We start from the raw sequence: 16,596 nt of genomic DNA on the forward strand, positions 1-16,596 counted from the left end.
GGTGTTAAAAACAGGCTAAAAATACTCATTTATCACACATAAACTGCGCTTTATCGCTTGGCATCGGTTATCTCGAAAACGTTTTTCAACGCCCTGCTAATCGATGACTAATACAGGTGTAATGGCAAGGTGCTGAGTAATGGTGCTGGCAGCTTGTTTTGCAAGCATTTGATCTGGATAGGGGCCTGCGTGAATTTTATACAAGCCATTGTTTTTCGTGATGTTGACGGTTTTGTTGAGCGATGGAATTTTCTTGCGGATGTGTGTGAGAAAATTGTGTGCGTTATCCGGTGAACCAAACGCTCCCAATTGCAGATAAACCATAGCCATTGCTACATTGCTATCGGCGATAGGCGGTGTCGAGACTGGTGATTCAGAGACCGCCAGTCTGGTCGAATCACTATTGAGTACTATACTTTCTACCTCAACCTGGCTACTGCCGCCTGCCAGTATCCCCAATTTATAAGCCGCTGTATAAGAAAGATCGATTAAGCGATCAGATAAAAATGGACCACGATCATTGAGACGCACAATAATCGATTTGCCGTTTCCCAGATTGGTGACTCGGGCGTAGCTGGGTAACGGTAAAGTAGGGTGTGCAGCCGTCATCGCATACATATCATAGACTTCTCCCGATGCAGTATTGTTACCATGATAGCGGCGGCCATACCACGAAGCGACGCCACGTTCTCTATAAGGACGAAGCTCGGTCATCGGTTTAAAATATTTACCCAATGCAACATAAGGCTGCATATTAGCCTGACGCAGCGGTTCAATCTTGGGAACGGCATCCGGAACCAAGTGCAAATCAGGTGGCGGGTTATCACCCGGACCATCATCTAAATAATAGCCTCCGCCTTTTCTGGCAACTGAACCGGAACCGGAGTCTATTGCTGCAACAGTAGAGGAGTGCTGGTGTTTTAGCTTGCCGCTATATTGCGGTGTGCTGCTGCAAGCCGTCAGCAATGTGAAGATCAGTGCTAATGCTAATCCGGAAATCGGCGATGCGATTACAGACAAAAAATATTTATAGGTTTGCGGGAATATTAAATAAACGTTTGTCATGTCTTTATGAGCTTAGGATGTGTTTGAATACTCATCAAAATACCAAAACCGAGCAACATTGTCACCATGGAGGTGCCGCCGTAACTGATGAGCGGGAGCGGAACACCTACGACCGGAAGGATACCACTAACCATTCCCATGTTAACGAAGATATAAGTAAAGAAAGTCAGTGTAATTGAACCTGCAATGAGGCGCGTAAACTGCGTGGATGCATTGGCGGTAATCACCATGCAACGTCCGATCACCACCAAGTATAGCAGTAATAACAGCGTGTTGCCGACTAATCCGAATTCTTCAGAGAAAACTGCAAAGATAAAATCGGTACTTTGTTCCGGCAAGAAATCCAATTGTGTTTGCGTACCGTTTTGCCATCCTTTGCCGGTAACGCCACCGGAGCCTATCGCAATGGATGACTGAATGGTGTGATAACCTGCGCCCAGCGGATCTTGTGAGGGATCCAGCAATGTCATAATGCGTTGGCGCTGATAGTCATGCATGGTTGCCCACACAAGCGGAAAACTGCTCGCCGCCGCTATTCCTAATCCGGCAATGATACGCCACGACAATCCGGCCAGGAACAGCACATAAAACCCGCTGGCCGCAATGAGTATTGCCGTGCCCAAATCAGGTTGCTTTAGGATCAAAAAGACCGGCAGCATCAGTAGTATGGTGGCACCCACATAATCTCGCAAGCGTAACGTGATTTCATGCTTGTCGAAATACCAGGCCATCATGAGCGGAATGGCGATTTTCATGAGCTCGGACGGCTGAATTTTTGTGATCCCGACATCAAGCCAACGCCTGGCGCCATTATTGATTTCACCGAATAATGCAACACCAATGAGTAAGGCAAGTCCTGTCACATACATTGGTAATGCAAGCCGCCTGATTTGTTGTAATGGGATATTGGCAACCAGCCACATCACCACCAAAGCTACCGATATGTTGATTACTTGGTGACTGACTTTATTGATATTTGCACCCGTGGCGCTATAGAGAACAATCAATCCCACCAACATCAATGTGAGGATGCCGACTAACAGAAAACCGTCGATGTAGCGCGTGAAGTAGTACCAAATTTTTCTGAGTTCAATCATGGGCTGACAGAATATGTAAACAACCTGCTAGAGATGTTCATGCGCATGGTCTTCAACAGATTCGGTAAATTGCGCGATTGTTGCTTCAGGGAGTTGGCCCAATAGAAAATAATCAAATACTTGCCTCGCAATCGGTGCTGCTGTTGAACCACCCGTTCCGGTATTTTCAACGAGTACCGCCAAAGCAATTTTGGGATTCTCCGCAGGTGCATAAGCAATGAACATGGCGTGATCGCGGTGACGTTCATTGATGGATTTTTCATTGTAACGTTCACCCTGCTTGATGCCGATCACTTGTGAAGTGCCCGTTTTGCCGGCAAAGGTATAGGCGGTATTGATGCCGGCCTTTGCGGCTGTTCCGCCGGGGCGCGTGACATCTACCAATGCGCTTTTAACGATTTCAAGATTCTGCGGTTTTAGGTTAACGCTATAGAGTAGTTTGGCAGGAATATCTTCGATATCTCCGGTTTGACTGTTTTGTATTTGTTTGATCAGGCGTGGCAGATACGCCTTGCCATTATTAGCAATAACCATGGTGGCAAAAGCAAGTTGTAAGGGGGTCGCGAGATTGTAACCTTGGCCGATTGCGACAGAGATCGTGTCGCCTGCATACCATTTTTGCTTATATTGTTTCATTTTCCAGGCCGACGAAGGCAAAAGCCCGGAAACTTCACCTTCGATATCGATGCCGGTTTTTCTTCCTAACCCAAATTGACTGATAAAGCTATGTATATTGTCTATTCCCAGATCGTTGGCAAGACTGTAGTAATAGGTATCGCACGAGACGACTAGTGATTTATGCAAATTAACTCTGCCATGACCACCCGGTTTCCAGTCACGATAGCGGCGATCTACACCCGGTAATGAAAAATATCCAGGGTCGCTCATGCTATATTCAGCCGTGCGTTTTCCCAGTTCCAGCGCCGCTAACGCCATAAAAGGCTTGAATGTCGATCCGGGTGGATAAACCCCGCGTAATGCCCGATTGTTGAGCGGTCTGTCAATTGAATTATTGAGCAGATTCCAGTTTTCCTGATCGATGCCACCGATAAAAAGATTGTTGTCATAGCCGGGCTTGCTGACAAATGCAAGCACCTCGCCATTATTCGGATCCAATGCAACCAATGCGCCACGGCGGTCACCGAAAGCCTTTTCCGCGGCTTCCTGTAAGCCAAGATCCAATGAAAGAATTAAATTGTTACCGGAAACCGGCGGTGTGCGCGACAGAACCCGGATTGAGCGCCCTGCCGCGTCCGTTTCCACTTCCTCAAAACCCGTAATGCCATGTAACTGTTTTTCGTAGCTTTGTTCAATGCCTATTTTTCCAATATGATGAGAGCCACGATAGTTATTCAGTTCGCCGTTCAGTTCAAGTTGCTCAAGATCCTGGTCATTGATGCGACTGATGTAGCCGACTACATGCGATACCATTTCTTTTTCCGGATATTGACGAAATACACGTGCCTTTATTTCAATACCCGGAAATCGATAACGATTGGTTGCAAAGCTTGCAATTTCCACATCAGTAAGACGATTGCGGATTGGCAGGCTTTTAAATCGCTTGCTTTCCTTCATGAGTTTCTTAAAGCGCTGACGATCATTGGGTGTGATTTCAATGATGGTGGCCAATTCGTCCAGCGTGGCATCAATATCCGGAACTTTACTGGGTACAATTTCCAGCGTATATGCGGAATAATTTTGTGCCAAGGCTTTGCCGTTGCGGTCATAAATCAAGCCGCGATTGGGAACCAACGGTAAAATGGAGATACGATTGGCTTCTGCTAATGTGTGATAGTGTTCTTGCTGAGAAACCTGTAAATAATAAAAACGCGCATAGAGTACTATAAAAAATAGCAGCACAAATCCTGCACTCACCGCAAGACGCAAATGAAATTTATGCAATTCAATCGGATGATTTCGTAGTTCTACTTTATGCTTCATAAGGCATTAGGATCTGATTTTTGCTTCAGCGGTGTACTTAACAGCAGTGAAATAGGTGCCCATAATAAGGTGCCTGTTATCGTGGCAAAGAAGTAGTACCAAGTCGGTAGATCAGAGCCACCGGATACTGCAACTAAAACGGTTACTATCTGCATTACAAATAATATGAAACCGATCTGGGGCGCTTGTTGCATGACATTGAATATACGTAATCGCCGCCCTAGCACTAATGTAAGGTACACCACAATACAATACGCCAAGGCATGCTGTCCCAGTATACCGGTGTTGCCGACATCCATCATTAATCCCATGATAAAAGCGATGCTCATGCCCATTTTATGAGGGTAATTGATGCTCCAGTAGATGATTGTGAGCGCTACAAAATCAGGGCGAAATATCAATATATCCTGATGAAACGGTAAAAAATTGAACATCAGGGCTATCGCCAAACTAATGGCAATATATCCACCGCTGGGCGGTACATACATATCCTGCCCAAAGTAATCATCTATCCCTAACTGATTATTTCTAGTTCTTTTGCGATTCAATTTTAGGTATCTCGATAGGATTATCCGGAACTGACTGCGCTAGCGATAGAATTAAGACTTGCCGGTTTCTATCTACGCCGGCAATCGGTGTACTGATAATTTGAGCAAAATCATCGGCAGGATCACGTTCAATTCTGAGTACCGTGGCGACAGGAATCCCAGGCGGATAGACGCCGCCGATTCCCGAAGTTACCAACAGATCGCCTTGCTGGATATCAATATTGACCGATAAGTAGCGCAGCTCCAATTCGTCATTTTTTCCCATCCCTGAGACGACAGAGCGTAAATTATTACGCAAAACTTGTACAGGAACCGAATGATTTTTGTCGGTAAGTAGCGTCACTTCTGATGACCAGGGATAAAGCTGTGTAATTTGCCCAACGATACCTTTATCATCGATGACTGCCTGGCCAAGCGTAATGCCATGGTAACTACCTTTATTCAAAGTGATTTTATGATTGAACGGATCGCGTGGGGTATACAGGATCTCGGCGAGAACAGCCTTGGTTTCGGTGGCGGCTTCAATTTTACGGACAGCACCGAGCAATTGGCGTAATTGTTCATTTTCAGCCGCTAATGCATGCAATTTCAAGAGTTGCTCCCGATCTTCCATGTATTGCTGTTTGAGTTTTATATTCTCTTCCACGAGATAGAAGCTGGCGATGAGCTCTTCAATCTGATCATAAATATGGATGGGAATATAAGCGACTTTTTGCAATGGAAAAATGACTACGCCAATCGTTTGGCGTAGCTCAGGAAAATATTTGAAACGCAAATCTTCAGCGATGAGTAAACAGGATAGCAATACAAATACAAACAGCCGTGCAAGCGGACCTGGTCCATGTCTGAAAAACTGAGGAGCTGTTTTCATTACGTCCAGTATTTAAAAATCTGGTGTTATTTCTAATTCAATGTGTCAGTGAAAAAAGTTTATCGCCACGTTTGATTAATCACGGGCAAAAATGCCAATCGTACGATCCATATTTTCCAGAGCGATACCGGCGCCGCGCACTACACAGGTCAGAGGATCATCTGCAACAATCACAGATAAGCCGGTTTCTTCCATTAATAAACGATCAATGTCGCGTAATAACGCACCGCCACCCGTCATCACCATGCCTTTGTCAGCAATATCCGCCCCCAATTCCGGGGGAGTATGTTCGAGTGCGGATTTTACGGCACTGACAATACTATTGAGCGGTTCTGTTAATGCTTCCAGAATTTCATTGCTGGAGATGGTGAAGCTGCGCGGAATTCCTTCGGCGAGGTTACGGCCTTTCACTTCAATTTCCCGTACTTCAGAACCTGGAAACGCTGAGCCGATTTCTTTTTTAATGATCTCCGCGGTGACTTCACCAATCAACATACCATAATTGCGGCGAATGTAGTTAATGATTGCTTCGTCGAATTTGTCGCCACCCACGCGCACCGAATTGGAATAAACAATGCCGCCCAACGAGATGACGCCTACTTCCGTGGTACCTCCGCCAATGTCCACGACCATCGAGCCGGTCGGTGATTCAACCGGAAGGTCGGCGCCCAATGCCGCTGCCATGGGTTCTTCGATTAATTCAACCTTGCGTGCGCCGGCACCATAGGCCGCTTCACGAATGGCGCGGCGTTCTACTTGTGTGGAGCCATAAGGCACGCAGATGACAATGCGTGGATTAGCTGAAAATAAGCGGGGAGGATTTACTTTTCTGATGAACATCTTGAGCATTTGCTCAGTGACAGTGAAATCCGCAATAACGCCATCTTTCATGGGGCGAATGGCGGTGATGTTGCCGGGAGTACGACCCAACATCTGCTTGGCCGCGAGGCCGACCTGCTGAATCATTTTCTTGCCATTGGCACCGCTTTCTTCGCGGATTGCGACGACAGAGGGTTCATCCAGTACGATGCCTTGGCCATGGACATAAATCAGCGTATTTGCTGTACCCAGATCAATTGCCATATCTGTTGAGAAATAGCTTCCAAGAATACTGTTGTTCAAAAAATTAAACATAGTGGCAAAATCCGTTATTAATATTTATGATTTATTATGATGAGAATGAGTGAAAAAATAAAACCATCAAAAAATAATACGCCGGTTAAACCGGGCATGATACCCTAATACTTATTTAAATATAAGGTTGCCAATTGACATGACTCTCACTGTGAATGACGTGAAACGCATTGCTGATCTTGCATATATTGAGATTAATGAAAGTGAAGCAAAAGAAACTTTGATTCAGTTATCCGGTATTTTCAACCTGATTGAAACCATGCAAGCGGTGGATGCGTCGACAGTGGAACCGATGTCTCATGCCCAAAGTGTGGTGCAGCGTTTGCGTGAAGATGAAGTCACCGAAACCGATCAACGCGAATTATGCCAGTCGATAGCGCCACAAGTGGAAGCAGGCCTCTATCTGGTTCCCCAAGTTATTGAATAGCTTAAATTGTCATACGTAGCATTTTATATTTCCTTTATCCGTAAATCCCATGTTTAATGCCAGCCTTAAGCAGCTCTCCAGCCAACTTGCCGAGAAAAAGATTTCCAGCACTGAGCTGACAACAGAATTCCTCAATCGCATCAAAAAATTCAACCCGGAATACAATGCGTTTATTACAGTCAATGAAGACATAAGTCTCGCGCAAGCGCAGGCTGCGGACAAAATGCTCGCTTCCGGACAGGCAGGTCCATTGACCGGCATTCCCATCGCGCAGAAAGATATTTTCTGCGCCAAAGGTTGGTTGACCACCTGCGGTTCAAAAATGCTGTCGAACTTTATTTCACCTTATGACGCCGGTGTTATCGAACGTTTCAACCAAGCGGGTACTGTCAATATTGGCAAGACCAATATGGATGAATTCGCCATGGGATCGAGTAATGAAACATCATTTTATGGATTGGTAAAAAACCCGTGGGATGTCGCAGCAGTGCCTGGCGGCAGCTCCGGCGGCGCGGCTTGCGCGGTGGCGGCAAGACTGGCGCCTGCGGCGACCGGCACCGATACCGGTGGTTCCATTCGTCAGCCGGCTGCATTGTGCGGTATTTCCGGGATTAAACCGACGTATGGATTGGTGTCGCGTTACGGCATGATTGCCTTTGCCTCCAGCCTGGATCAAGGCGGCCCCATGGCCAAATCGGCAGAAGATCTGGCGTTGCTGCTGAATGTCATGGTCGGGTTTGATCCGCGCGATTCAACCAGCCTGCAACGGGATGTCGAAGACTACGCGCGCGATCTGCAAAAACCCTTGGCGGGTTTGCGCATCGGTTTGCCCAAGGAATATTTTGCAGAAGGCATGAGCAAGGATGTCGAAAGTGCCATAGAGCGCGCACTGGATGAATATCGCAAGCTGGGCGCAGAAATGATTGAGGTTTCGTTACCGAACGCAGCGTTGTCGATCCCTGTGTATTACGTATTGGCGCCTGCGGAAGCATCGAGTAATCTGTCCCGTTTTGACGGCGTGCGCTATGGCCATCGCGCCCAATCATACAGCGATCTCGGTGATATGTACCGCAAGACGCGCGCGCAAGGGTTCGGTGCGGAAGTGAAACGGCGCATCCTGATCGGTACGTATGTTTTGTCGCATGGCTATTACGATGCGTATTATATTAAGGCACAAAAACTGCGTCGTCTGATTGCGCAGGATTTTACTGCAGCCTACCAGCAGTGCGATATCATCATGGGCCCTACGACACCCACGGTTGCTTTTAATCTGGGCGAGAAAAGCGGCGATCCGATTCAGATGTATTTGTCGGATATCTATACCAGTGCGGCCAATCTGACCGGGTTACCGGCGATGTCGATTCCGGTCGGTTTTGGTGATAAGAATCGGCCGGTCGGTTTGCATATCATTGGTAATTATTTTATGGAAGCGCAGATGTTGAACGTCGCGCATCAATATCAGCAGATAACCGACTGGCATCTGCAATCGCCTGTTTAATCGAATCGTTTATTCATGAAACTATCCATTTAGCCGGAAAATACATCATGCAGTGGGAAATTGTCATTGGTCTTGAAGTACATACTCAGCTTTCAACGCGATCCAAAATCTTCTCGGGTGCTTCCACCGCCTACGGTGCACCGCCGAATACCCAGGCGTGCGTGATCGATCTGGCACTGCCGGGGGTTTTGCCGGTGCTCAATAAGGGGGCGGTTGAGCGGGCGATTAAACTGGGTTTGTCAGTGGGCGCAAAAATCAACTCGCCGTCCATTTTTGCCCGCAAAAATTACTTCTATCCCGATTTGCCCAAAGGCTATCAAATCAGTCAATACGAATTACCGGTGGTGCAGGGCGGCAGCATCCAGATTCAAGTGGATGGTGTCGAAAAAAACATTCGTCTGACGCGCGCTCATCTGGAAGAAGATGCCGGTAAGTCGTTGCACGAGGATTTTCATGGCATGAGCGGTATCGATCTGAATCGAGCCGGCACACCGTTACTGGAAATCGTCTCCGAACCGGATATGCGCAGCAGCGCGGAAGCCGTCGCGTATGCGAAAACACTGCATGCACTGGTGCGCTGGATCGGTATTTGCGACGGCAACATGCAGGAAGGTTCGTTTCGCTGCGATGCCAATGTATCGGTGCGCCCGCGCGGCATGGAAAAACTCGGCACGCGTTGTGAAATCAAGAACCTGAATTCATTTCGTTTTCTTGAAAAAGCCATCGATTTTGAGGCACGAAGGCAGATAGAGATTCTTGAAGACGGCGGCACAATTCGGCAGGAAACCCGTCTGTATGATGCTAACAAAGACGAAACACGCACCATGCGCACTAAGGAAGATGCCAATGATTACCGCTATTTCCCCGATCCGGATTTGCTGCCGCTGGAAATTCCGCAACACTGGATTGACCGGATCAAGCACACCCTGCCGGAATTACCACAGGTGCGCCGGGACCGTTATGTGTCCGAGTTTGCACTGTCCGCCTACGATGCTTCCGCACTCACCAGCTCGCGTGAAACGGCCGATTATTTTGAAGCAACGGTTACGCAATTGCCCGCGCAAGCCAAATTGTGCGCCAACTGGATTATGGGCGAGATCAGCGGGCAATTGAACAAGGAAGGCATTGAAATCGCCGCTTGTCCGATCAATCCTGAACAACTTGCTGCACTGTTGGCGCGCATCAGTGACGGCACTATTTCCGGCAAAGCCGCCAAGACGGTGTTTGAGAGCATGTGGAACGGCGAATTGGATAAAAATGTCGATGCCATCATTGCAGCCAAAGGGCTGAAGCAGATTTCCGACGATAGTGCTATCGAGAAACTGGTCGATCAGGTATTGGCTGCCAATGCACAACAAGTCGCTGACTATCGCAACGGCAAGGAAAAAGCCTTCAATTCACTGATCGGCCAGATCATGAAAGCTACCCAGGGCAAAGCGAATCCAGCTCAGGTGAATGCCATGCTGAAGAAAAAACTGGCTGAATAAGTCTGCGTCTAACAATTACTGCCGGTTGCTTGGCGGATTGACATCGTATTTATATTCTGCAGTATTCAACACCGATTCTTGCGCTTAATCAATAAGTGAAATTAACGATAAGTTATATTTCACTTGTTGTCTCAGTTCTTATCGATTTCTCTTGATGATTCGTTGATGAGTGGTAATTGTCACTTAACAAGGAAATGTTCCGGGCGATAATTATCAATGTTCACAATCGTCCGGTCGCAGCATAATTCATGAGACTACTTATTATATTTTGCCCGACTTCTCAGAGGCATATTGCCGCAATGATAAATAACACAAATAAAACATATTTTTTTGTTACTTAAGGGTTTGGAGCCGATTTATACAATAGGCATTTCTATTATAATAATTAATGCTTAGATGATGACCCACATTAAAATACGCGTACTGGTGGCAGAAAGTTTTGATCTTGTTCGCATCGGTTTACGTTCGTTATTTGAGAATCATGCTGCGATCAGTCTGGTTGCGGAAACCAATCGTATAGAAGATTTATTTTATTTGACGGCGCAACATAAACCGGATGTGATTCTCGTGGATTTGCAGTTGAGCAACGGTAACTATGCCGATCATATTGCCAAATTGTTGGATATCTGCCCACACAGTAAAGTACTGGCTTTTTCCCAACATGATAGCGAGGATAACTATTTGCAGACCTATCGTTCCGGGGTGGTAGGTGTTATCAGCAAGCATCATTCTTGTAAATTGCTATTAAAAGCCATATATGCGATTCATGCTGGCCAAGTTTGGTTTGATCGTCACATTACTCAGTTGACTCGGCAGGCGCAGCTGGGTCGGAATACGCTTGCAAAAAGACAAACTGAGCTTACTATGTCGCAGCAGCCAAAACTAAGCGATAGTGAGCGACGCATCGCTTATCTTGCCTGTAAGGGGTTGTCAGCTAAAGAAATAAGCGTGCAGTTTTTTATTACGGAAAGAACCGTGCGCAATCAGCTATCAGTGATTTATAGAAAAATAGGTGTTAAAAAACAGATCGAACTTTGCCTGAAAGCACCACACTATAATTATTTTAAATAATCCTGCATATACTACTTCGGGATATTTTGTCATAAAAACTCCAATAAATAGCCGTTCCGAGGGGACAAATGACATCTATTGCTTAAAAAGTAGATTTGATAAAATTATTCCCTCATGAAATTAGATAGATAGTAGTAATCAATCTCGACAGTCCAATGATCTGATCGTGAGTCTTAGAAAAATAAAAATATGAGAATAACCTCCCAGTGAGGATTCAAGGTAACGGCTCAAGTCCTGCATCTGAGGCTTTTTAAAACCTAGGTAAATTTACAAGCATGGCTGAGCGTTCTGACACAAAAATTCGTGTACTCGTAGCAGAAAGTTTTGAACTTGTACGCATCGGTTTGCGCGCATTGTTTGAGAGTCATACTTCGATATATTTGGTTGCAGAAACCGCTTGTATAGAGGATCTGCTCAATCTGGCTGTGCAGCATAAACCGGACGTGGTGTTGGTGGATTTACATCTAAACAACGGTGATTGTACCAGCCATATTGCCAAATTATTGAGTGCCTGCCCAGACAGTAAGGTGCTGGCTTTCTCCCATCAAAACAGTGAGTATACGTACCTGCAAACTTTTCGTGCCGGAGCGGTGGGCATTATCAGCAAGCACCATTCTTCTGAATTGTTATTGAAAGCCATTCATGCGATTCATGCCGGTCAAGTCTGGTTTGACCGTCATATTACCAAGCTACTGTGGCAAGCACAGTTTGATGGCAATCCAACCCTGGAAATGCAACCCGATGCCAAAGCAACGCATCAATTAAAACTGAGTGATAGTGAGCGCCAAATTGCCTATCTTGCATGCAGAGGCCTGTCGGCTAAAGAAATCAGTTCGCAGTTATTTGTTACTGAGAAAACCGTGCGTAATCAATTATCAATAATCTATAAAAAGATCGGTGTAAAAAAACAGATTGAGCTATGCCTGAAGGCACCTCTGTATGGTTATTTTAAAGATTCCTATATGGTCGGGATATTTTTCCCGGAAGATTCGGAAAAATGAATATATTTTTAGGATAAATGACATCTATTTGTCAGAAATTAGCTTTGATATAATTATTCCCTCGCTAAATTAGATAGATAGCAGCCGTCAATGGCTGTGATTTAGTTATCGAATCGTGAGCTCGGGAGAATTTTGAGTCTTAAAAAAAAACACCTCTGCTGATCAACAGAGGTGTTTTTTTACACACTTCTCCGGAGAAGATGCATTTTTTTTACATTTAAAGGAGGGATGTTAAAAATGTCGTTTCAAATTAGTCGACCTTGCTGTGCCGCAGAGTTCCTAGAGAACTCCCGTGCTACGCAATGGATGCCCCATAATGCCGCAAAGCAGTTATTGATGATGTTTTTGCTTGTGCTGGCAATGTCTTGTCTGTTGATCGACAAAAGCTTCGCAGCAGAGCATATCATTCAATTGACCGCGGAAGAAACCCAGGATGACGGATTCGGCAATAAATTGCTGGCTTACAAGATGGAAAGTCATACGGTGGATGGCGTGCCCATTACGGACCGATATAGCGCGGTTGCCACTATTCCAGGGCCAACGATTGTGCTGACTGAAGGTGATACGGTCAAGATATCAATTTTAAATGCAATTCCTGGTAATGGTATTCCTACCCCAGGAATCAGCAAGCAAGTCAGCATACATGTGCATGGCGTTCATTACGACATTCTCAGTGACGGCACGCTCAAAGTGATCAATAAGAATCATGATGAGGGAGCGGGTGCAGGATTGGAGGAAACGTATGTGGTCTATGAATATAAATGGAATGTCGCGCCAGGTACTGCGGGCACATGGGCATATCATGATCATAATTTTGAAACGCATAACGGTGCAGAACATAAAGGCCTGTTTGGGGCAATCATTGTAAACCCGATCGAAGCACCCAGTTATGCCAAAGAGTATGTGCTGTACATGGGTGATGATGCTTTCTGGGGCATGGAAATCAATGGCACTGATAAAAAACAATCAAAACATGGCGCCAATCCGACACTGAGCGCGAAGGAAAACACCAATGTCAGATTTCATCTGATCGCTTTGGGTACCGATCTTCACACATTTAAGCTGAATGGCTATCGATGGTTCGATCCAGGCACTGACAACCTTATCAATCAGGCCGAGATTGGTCCGTTGGAGAAACATGTATTTACAGTCAAAGCACGGCACAGTTCTGTTTATGTGGACAAAAATTTCTCAAATCAGTTAATGGGCATGAGAGGACAATTTAATGTTCACTAAGCAAGAAGATAGGCACTTAAATGATAAGGATAGGAAAATGAGTCATCAACATATTTCTGGCTTAACAAAACCGCTAATAACAGCCATATTTTTTGTTATTACATTGTTAACTTCGTCTTTCGTTCTGGCCGCGGTTCATAATATTTCACTGACGGCTGAAACATTGCCTAACGGGCAAGTGGCCTACGCGATGGCCGGCCATGAAGCGGTAATTCCAGGACCAGCTTTATTTGTAAAACAAGGCGACACTATTAACGTAACACTGACCAATAACACCGGCATTAAAGTCGGATTCAAGGCCCCTGGCCTGCCACTGCCAAGCTCTGCTAAGGTCGAGCCTGGAAAAACAAAAAACTATCATGTGAAAGCCAGTAAAGCGGGCACCTATGTTTATCATGGTAATAGCGATGGCAAGGAATTGCTGGGATTGTTTGGCGCTATTATCGTTGACAAAGCGCATGGTCCGGTCGACAGCTATGTGAATGCGGATGGTAGTATTGTGCCCATTACTCAAGCTGATGTGGATAAACAATTTGTTTTGTTCATGGTCGGATCCACTTTCTGGGGAACTGAAATTTCCAGTGACGGTACACAAAAACCGCTGTGGGCCAATCCTAATCCCGGCGCTGTTACCGATGACATTGTTCGCTTCCATATTTTGTCGATTGGGCCAGGACATACGTTTCACTTACACGCGCATCGCTGGCTGAAGACCGGAACACATGCGATCATCGATACCAAACTGATGGCAGAGGACTCGGATACGCATTCGTTTACAGTCAAAGCCGGGACTGGCGTTGGTGCCGGAGATTGGCAGTATCATTGCCATTTGATCGCGCATATGGAAGCCGGTATGCATGGCAGCTTCAAAGTTGATCCCATCGGTGGCGACGGAGCCAGCGTTGTGGGTGCTTCACCTTACGGTAGAATTTTATTGGGTACGAAAAATGAACCGGGACTTGTGACTTTTGAAGTGAGCGATGAACCGGCCAGCTGGTTTAGAAGCGCACGGGGTGATGCCATTGTTACGTTGAGTGACCCAAGTGCCGAAGGTTCTCCACTTCAAGGCGGCGATATTAAAACCAGATCGCTGGAAGTGATGTCTCCGGGCAGTAGTGTCAATTTCATCATGTCCGACACCAATGGCGTGCATACCATCAGTTCCTTGCTATGGCCTACAGGCGCGCATCATATGCCTTTCGATCAATCCAGTGCTTACCGGGGCGGGGCAATTGTGAAGTTGGATACGCCGGGACTCTATGTGTTTACTTGTAAAGTCCATCCGTACATGTTCGGTGCAGTCATCGTTGATGATCCTAATACGGACGGGCTTGATCTGGGTAATCCGGCGGCCAATTATACGATTGATCTGGTAACGGGCATCAATGGTCTGCCTACCAGCAGTGATCTGGCGGTACGTTTGCTGAAAACCTTTTTTATCGCTACTTCGCCGACCAACTGGCAGGATTATTCATCCGGTCTTTGGAATGTAAAATTCCCCACACTACCGGTGAGAATCTCAGGCGCACCGTTTGGCAATATTGCGGATGATGGCAATGGATATAAACTGGCCTTATCTGCACTGAATGTCCAAAATCAGTCGCTTGCAGTAGGTAATGCCCCGACAACACCGGGTGTCGGAGAGGTTTGGATTAATACCCAGTTTGAAAAAACTGCCGGTAAATACAAACCAGGCACCACGACTGTGGTTGATGCAACCAACTGGACAGTTAAACGCAAAGTTGCGTTGCCTCAGATCAACAACAATAATCCACATAACATGTGGTCCAGCCGGGATCAATCGGTTATTTATCAAACCCAGTGGTTTGATAACAAATTTTCGATGATCAATCGTGAGAATGGTAAGTTAATCAAAAACATTCAAGTGGGGTATTCGCCTTCGCACGTGGTGACATTGCCGACTACGGATGATATTACGATCGCGATCAATGGCGAAAACGGTATCTCTGTCATTCCGGCAGGCACAACGAAGGTTACCAAAATGATGCCCACGCAGGCGCATGGGCATATCTCCGCTAATCCGCATGGTCATTGGGTCAGTGCAGACGGTTCCAAAATTGTAACGCCAAATATTAATACCGATGATATCGGAATTTATGCCGCCAATGGCGATATACAAGCCCGAACACCAACAGGGCAAAATGCGCCTGGTGCTCATCCGATTGCGATTGGTATGATGCCGGATTCCAGCAAAATTTACGCTGCCAATCTGCTGCACCACACATTGACTGTCGTGAACGGTAATACCGGTGCACTGATAAAAACCATCAATCTCATTGCCGACTATAATCCGATTAATGGATCGCTTATAGATAACGACGGCAATGGTGAGCTTGCTGTCGGCGTACTGCCTATTCAATCACCTGTTTCTCCGGATGGTAAAGCAGTGGTGATTGCCTCAACCGGGGGGCAGATTGTCATTATCGACACGGCAACCGACACCATCGTCAAATCGTTGGATTGCGACCCAGGTTGCCACGGCGCTAACTTTGGTGCGAAACAAGGTGGCGGGTATTATGCCTACGTCACAACCAAATTTGGTAACCGGCTCACTGTCGTTGATGTAGATCCGAACGGAGACGGCAATTTAAGTGATGCGACCATCGCCGGCTATGTTTCTCTGGTCGATGGTGTAGATACTGCTAAGGATGATACCGTTATCGGTTTGCCGGGATTTGGTGGCCAAGGGGTTCTGGCTGTTCCGAATGTGTATAACGGCTGGGTACAAAATCTTCCTGCAGCCTGGAAAGAAGGTCTGACTGCTGCACAGCAAAAACCAATCGGTCAATAATCGTTGTAGATTAGAAGCACTTTTAAGCACGGCTACCAGTATTAACCTGGTAGCCGTTTTTATTTATGGGTTTAGATACTTATTGGCAAGAATAGAGTTAAAAAATTGTTCAATATTGATTGCTATCATCTGAATTTCGTGGATCAGTGGTAGCGAGAAATCTTGATTACTAATGTTTACTGAAACATAAAGTAAAGATTATTCTGCTAGTATTCAGTTCGAGTCAGTATTGGAAGCATGCGCTGTTATTTTTAATGGCCTAGTAGAAATCCAGCATGCCGTTTGCCATTGAGTCGACCAAAATGAATTGACATGAAATAACAATCGTAGGTGCTTTCTTATACTGTGGCTGGAAAGCTGTCTTGAATCGGCTTAACATGCTGTGCAGAAAAAATTATTGGATTTTTA

Annotated in this window: 13 protein-coding genes; 7 read left to right on the forward strand and 6 right to left on the reverse strand. The window is 46.0% G+C overall.

Translation table 11 applies throughout. The features are described 5' to 3' along the window. Positions 1–96: 96 nt before the first annotated feature. The 6 genes from Q0K92_RS00525 to Q0K92_RS00550 all read right to left on the reverse strand — a co-directional run bounded on the left by Q0K92_RS00525 (position 97) and on the right by Q0K92_RS00550 (position 6,656). On the reverse strand, positions 97–1,065 hold the full coding sequence (locus Q0K92_RS00525) for a septal ring lytic transglycosylase RlpA family protein (RefSeq protein WP_297323843.1): 969 nt from the start codon (positions 1,063–1,065) through the stop codon (positions 97–99). Beyond that, the gene (gene rodA / locus Q0K92_RS00530; protein ID WP_297323844.1) at positions 1,062–2,162 is read right to left on the reverse strand and encodes a rod shape-determining protein RodA; all 1,101 of its coding nucleotides are present in this window, start codon (positions 2,160–2,162) and stop codon (positions 1,062–1,064) included. The genes Q0K92_RS00525 and rodA overlap by 4 nt, the downstream gene beginning before the upstream one ends. 27 nt (positions 2,163–2,189) lie before the next feature. Then, positions 2,190–4,103, reverse strand: coding sequence for a penicillin-binding protein 2 (gene mrdA, locus Q0K92_RS00535; RefSeq protein ID WP_297323845.1), 1,914 nt, complete (start codon positions 4,101–4,103; stop codon positions 2,190–2,192). Continuing rightward, positions 4,100–4,651, reverse strand: a complete 552-nt coding sequence (mreD, locus tag Q0K92_RS00540) for a rod shape-determining protein MreD (RefSeq protein ID WP_297323846.1) — start codon at positions 4,649–4,651, stop codon at positions 4,100–4,102. The genes mrdA and mreD overlap by 4 nt, the downstream gene beginning before the upstream one ends. Further along, positions 4,632–5,522, reverse strand: a complete 891-nt coding sequence (gene mreC, locus Q0K92_RS00545) for a rod shape-determining protein MreC (RefSeq protein WP_297323847.1) — start codon at positions 5,520–5,522, stop codon at positions 4,632–4,634. The genes mreD and mreC overlap by 20 nt, the downstream gene beginning before the upstream one ends. A 75-nt stretch (positions 5,523–5,597) precedes the next feature. After that, complete coding sequence (locus Q0K92_RS00550) at positions 5,598–6,656, reverse strand: rod shape-determining protein (RefSeq protein WP_297323848.1); 1,059 nt, start codon at positions 6,654–6,656, stop codon at positions 5,598–5,600. A gap of 139 nt (positions 6,657–6,795) precedes the next feature. Between Q0K92_RS00550 and gatC the strand changes: the two genes are divergently transcribed. The 7 genes from gatC (at position 6,796) to Q0K92_RS00585 (ending at position 16,188) form a co-directional block, all read left to right on the forward strand. Further along, entirely contained in the window at positions 6,796–7,083 is a 288-nt protein-coding gene (gene gatC / locus Q0K92_RS00555; protein WP_297323849.1) for an Asp-tRNA(Asn)/Glu-tRNA(Gln) amidotransferase subunit GatC, read from the forward strand. A 49-nt stretch (positions 7,084–7,132) separates the two neighbouring features. Beyond that, a complete protein-coding gene (gatA, locus tag Q0K92_RS00560; RefSeq protein ID WP_297323850.1) occupies positions 7,133–8,581 on the forward strand; it encodes an Asp-tRNA(Asn)/Glu-tRNA(Gln) amidotransferase subunit GatA in 1,449 nt (482 codons plus the stop codon). 47 nt (positions 8,582–8,628) lie between these two features. Beyond that, complete coding sequence (gatB, locus tag Q0K92_RS00565; protein ID WP_297323851.1) at positions 8,629–10,068, forward strand: Asp-tRNA(Asn)/Glu-tRNA(Gln) amidotransferase subunit GatB; 1,440 nt, start codon at positions 8,629–8,631, stop codon at positions 10,066–10,068. 399 nt (positions 10,069–10,467) lie between these two features. Further along, on the forward strand, positions 10,468–11,139 hold the full coding sequence (locus tag Q0K92_RS00570; protein WP_297323852.1) for a response regulator transcription factor: 672 nt from the start codon (positions 10,468–10,470) through the stop codon (positions 11,137–11,139). Positions 11,140–11,414: 275 nt separating this feature from the next. Next, a complete protein-coding gene (locus Q0K92_RS00575; protein WP_297323853.1) occupies positions 11,415–12,140 on the forward strand; it encodes a response regulator transcription factor in 726 nt (241 codons plus the stop codon). 336 nt (positions 12,141–12,476) lie between these two features. Next, positions 12,477–13,376, forward strand: a complete 900-nt coding sequence (locus Q0K92_RS00580; protein WP_297323854.1) for a multicopper oxidase domain-containing protein — start codon at positions 12,477–12,479, stop codon at positions 13,374–13,376. Between the two features lie 37 nt (positions 13,377–13,413). Further along, complete coding sequence (locus tag Q0K92_RS00585; protein ID WP_297323855.1) at positions 13,414–16,188, forward strand: multicopper oxidase domain-containing protein; 2,775 nt, start codon at positions 13,414–13,416, stop codon at positions 16,186–16,188. Positions 16,189–16,596: the final 408 nt, after the last annotated feature.

The organism is Nitrosomonas sp. (assembly GCF_024282095.1).
Taxonomy (GTDB): Bacteria; Pseudomonadota; Gammaproteobacteria; order Burkholderiales; family Nitrosomonadaceae; genus Nitrosomonas.

Bases quoted from the DNA above. Each gene is read 5' to 3' on its own strand.
- Q0K92_RS00525 (WP_297323843.1), bottom strand. From the start codon at position 1,065: ATGACAAACGTTTATTTAATATTCCCGCAAACCTATAAATATTTTTTG.
- rodA (WP_297323844.1), bottom strand. From the start codon at position 2,162: ATGATTGAACTCAGAAAAATTTGGTACTACTTCACGCGCTACATCGAC.
- mrdA (WP_297323845.1), bottom strand. From the start codon at position 4,103: ATGAAGCATAAAGTAGAACTACGAAATCATCCGATTGAATTGCATAAA.
- mreC (WP_297323847.1), bottom strand. From the start codon at position 5,522: ATGAAAACAGCTCCTCAGTTTTTCAGACATGGACCAGGTCCGCTTGCA.
- Q0K92_RS00550 (WP_297323848.1), bottom strand. From the start codon at position 6,656: ATGTTTAATTTTTTGAACAACAGTATTCTTGGAAGCTATTTCTCAACA.
- gatC (WP_297323849.1), top strand. From the start codon at position 6,796: ATGACTCTCACTGTGAATGACGTGAAACGCATTGCTGATCTTGCATAT.
- gatA (WP_297323850.1), top strand. From the start codon at position 7,133: ATGTTTAATGCCAGCCTTAAGCAGCTCTCCAGCCAACTTGCCGAGAAA.
- gatB (WP_297323851.1), top strand. From the start codon at position 8,629: ATGCAGTGGGAAATTGTCATTGGTCTTGAAGTACATACTCAGCTTTCA.
- Q0K92_RS00570 (WP_297323852.1), top strand. From the start codon at position 10,468: ATGACCCACATTAAAATACGCGTACTGGTGGCAGAAAGTTTTGATCTT.
- Q0K92_RS00575 (WP_297323853.1), top strand. From the start codon at position 11,415: ATGGCTGAGCGTTCTGACACAAAAATTCGTGTACTCGTAGCAGAAAGT.
- Q0K92_RS00580 (WP_297323854.1), top strand. From the start codon at position 12,477: ATGATGTTTTTGCTTGTGCTGGCAATGTCTTGTCTGTTGATCGACAAA.
- Q0K92_RS00585 (WP_297323855.1), top strand. From the start codon at position 13,414: ATGAGTCATCAACATATTTCTGGCTTAACAAAACCGCTAATAACAGCC.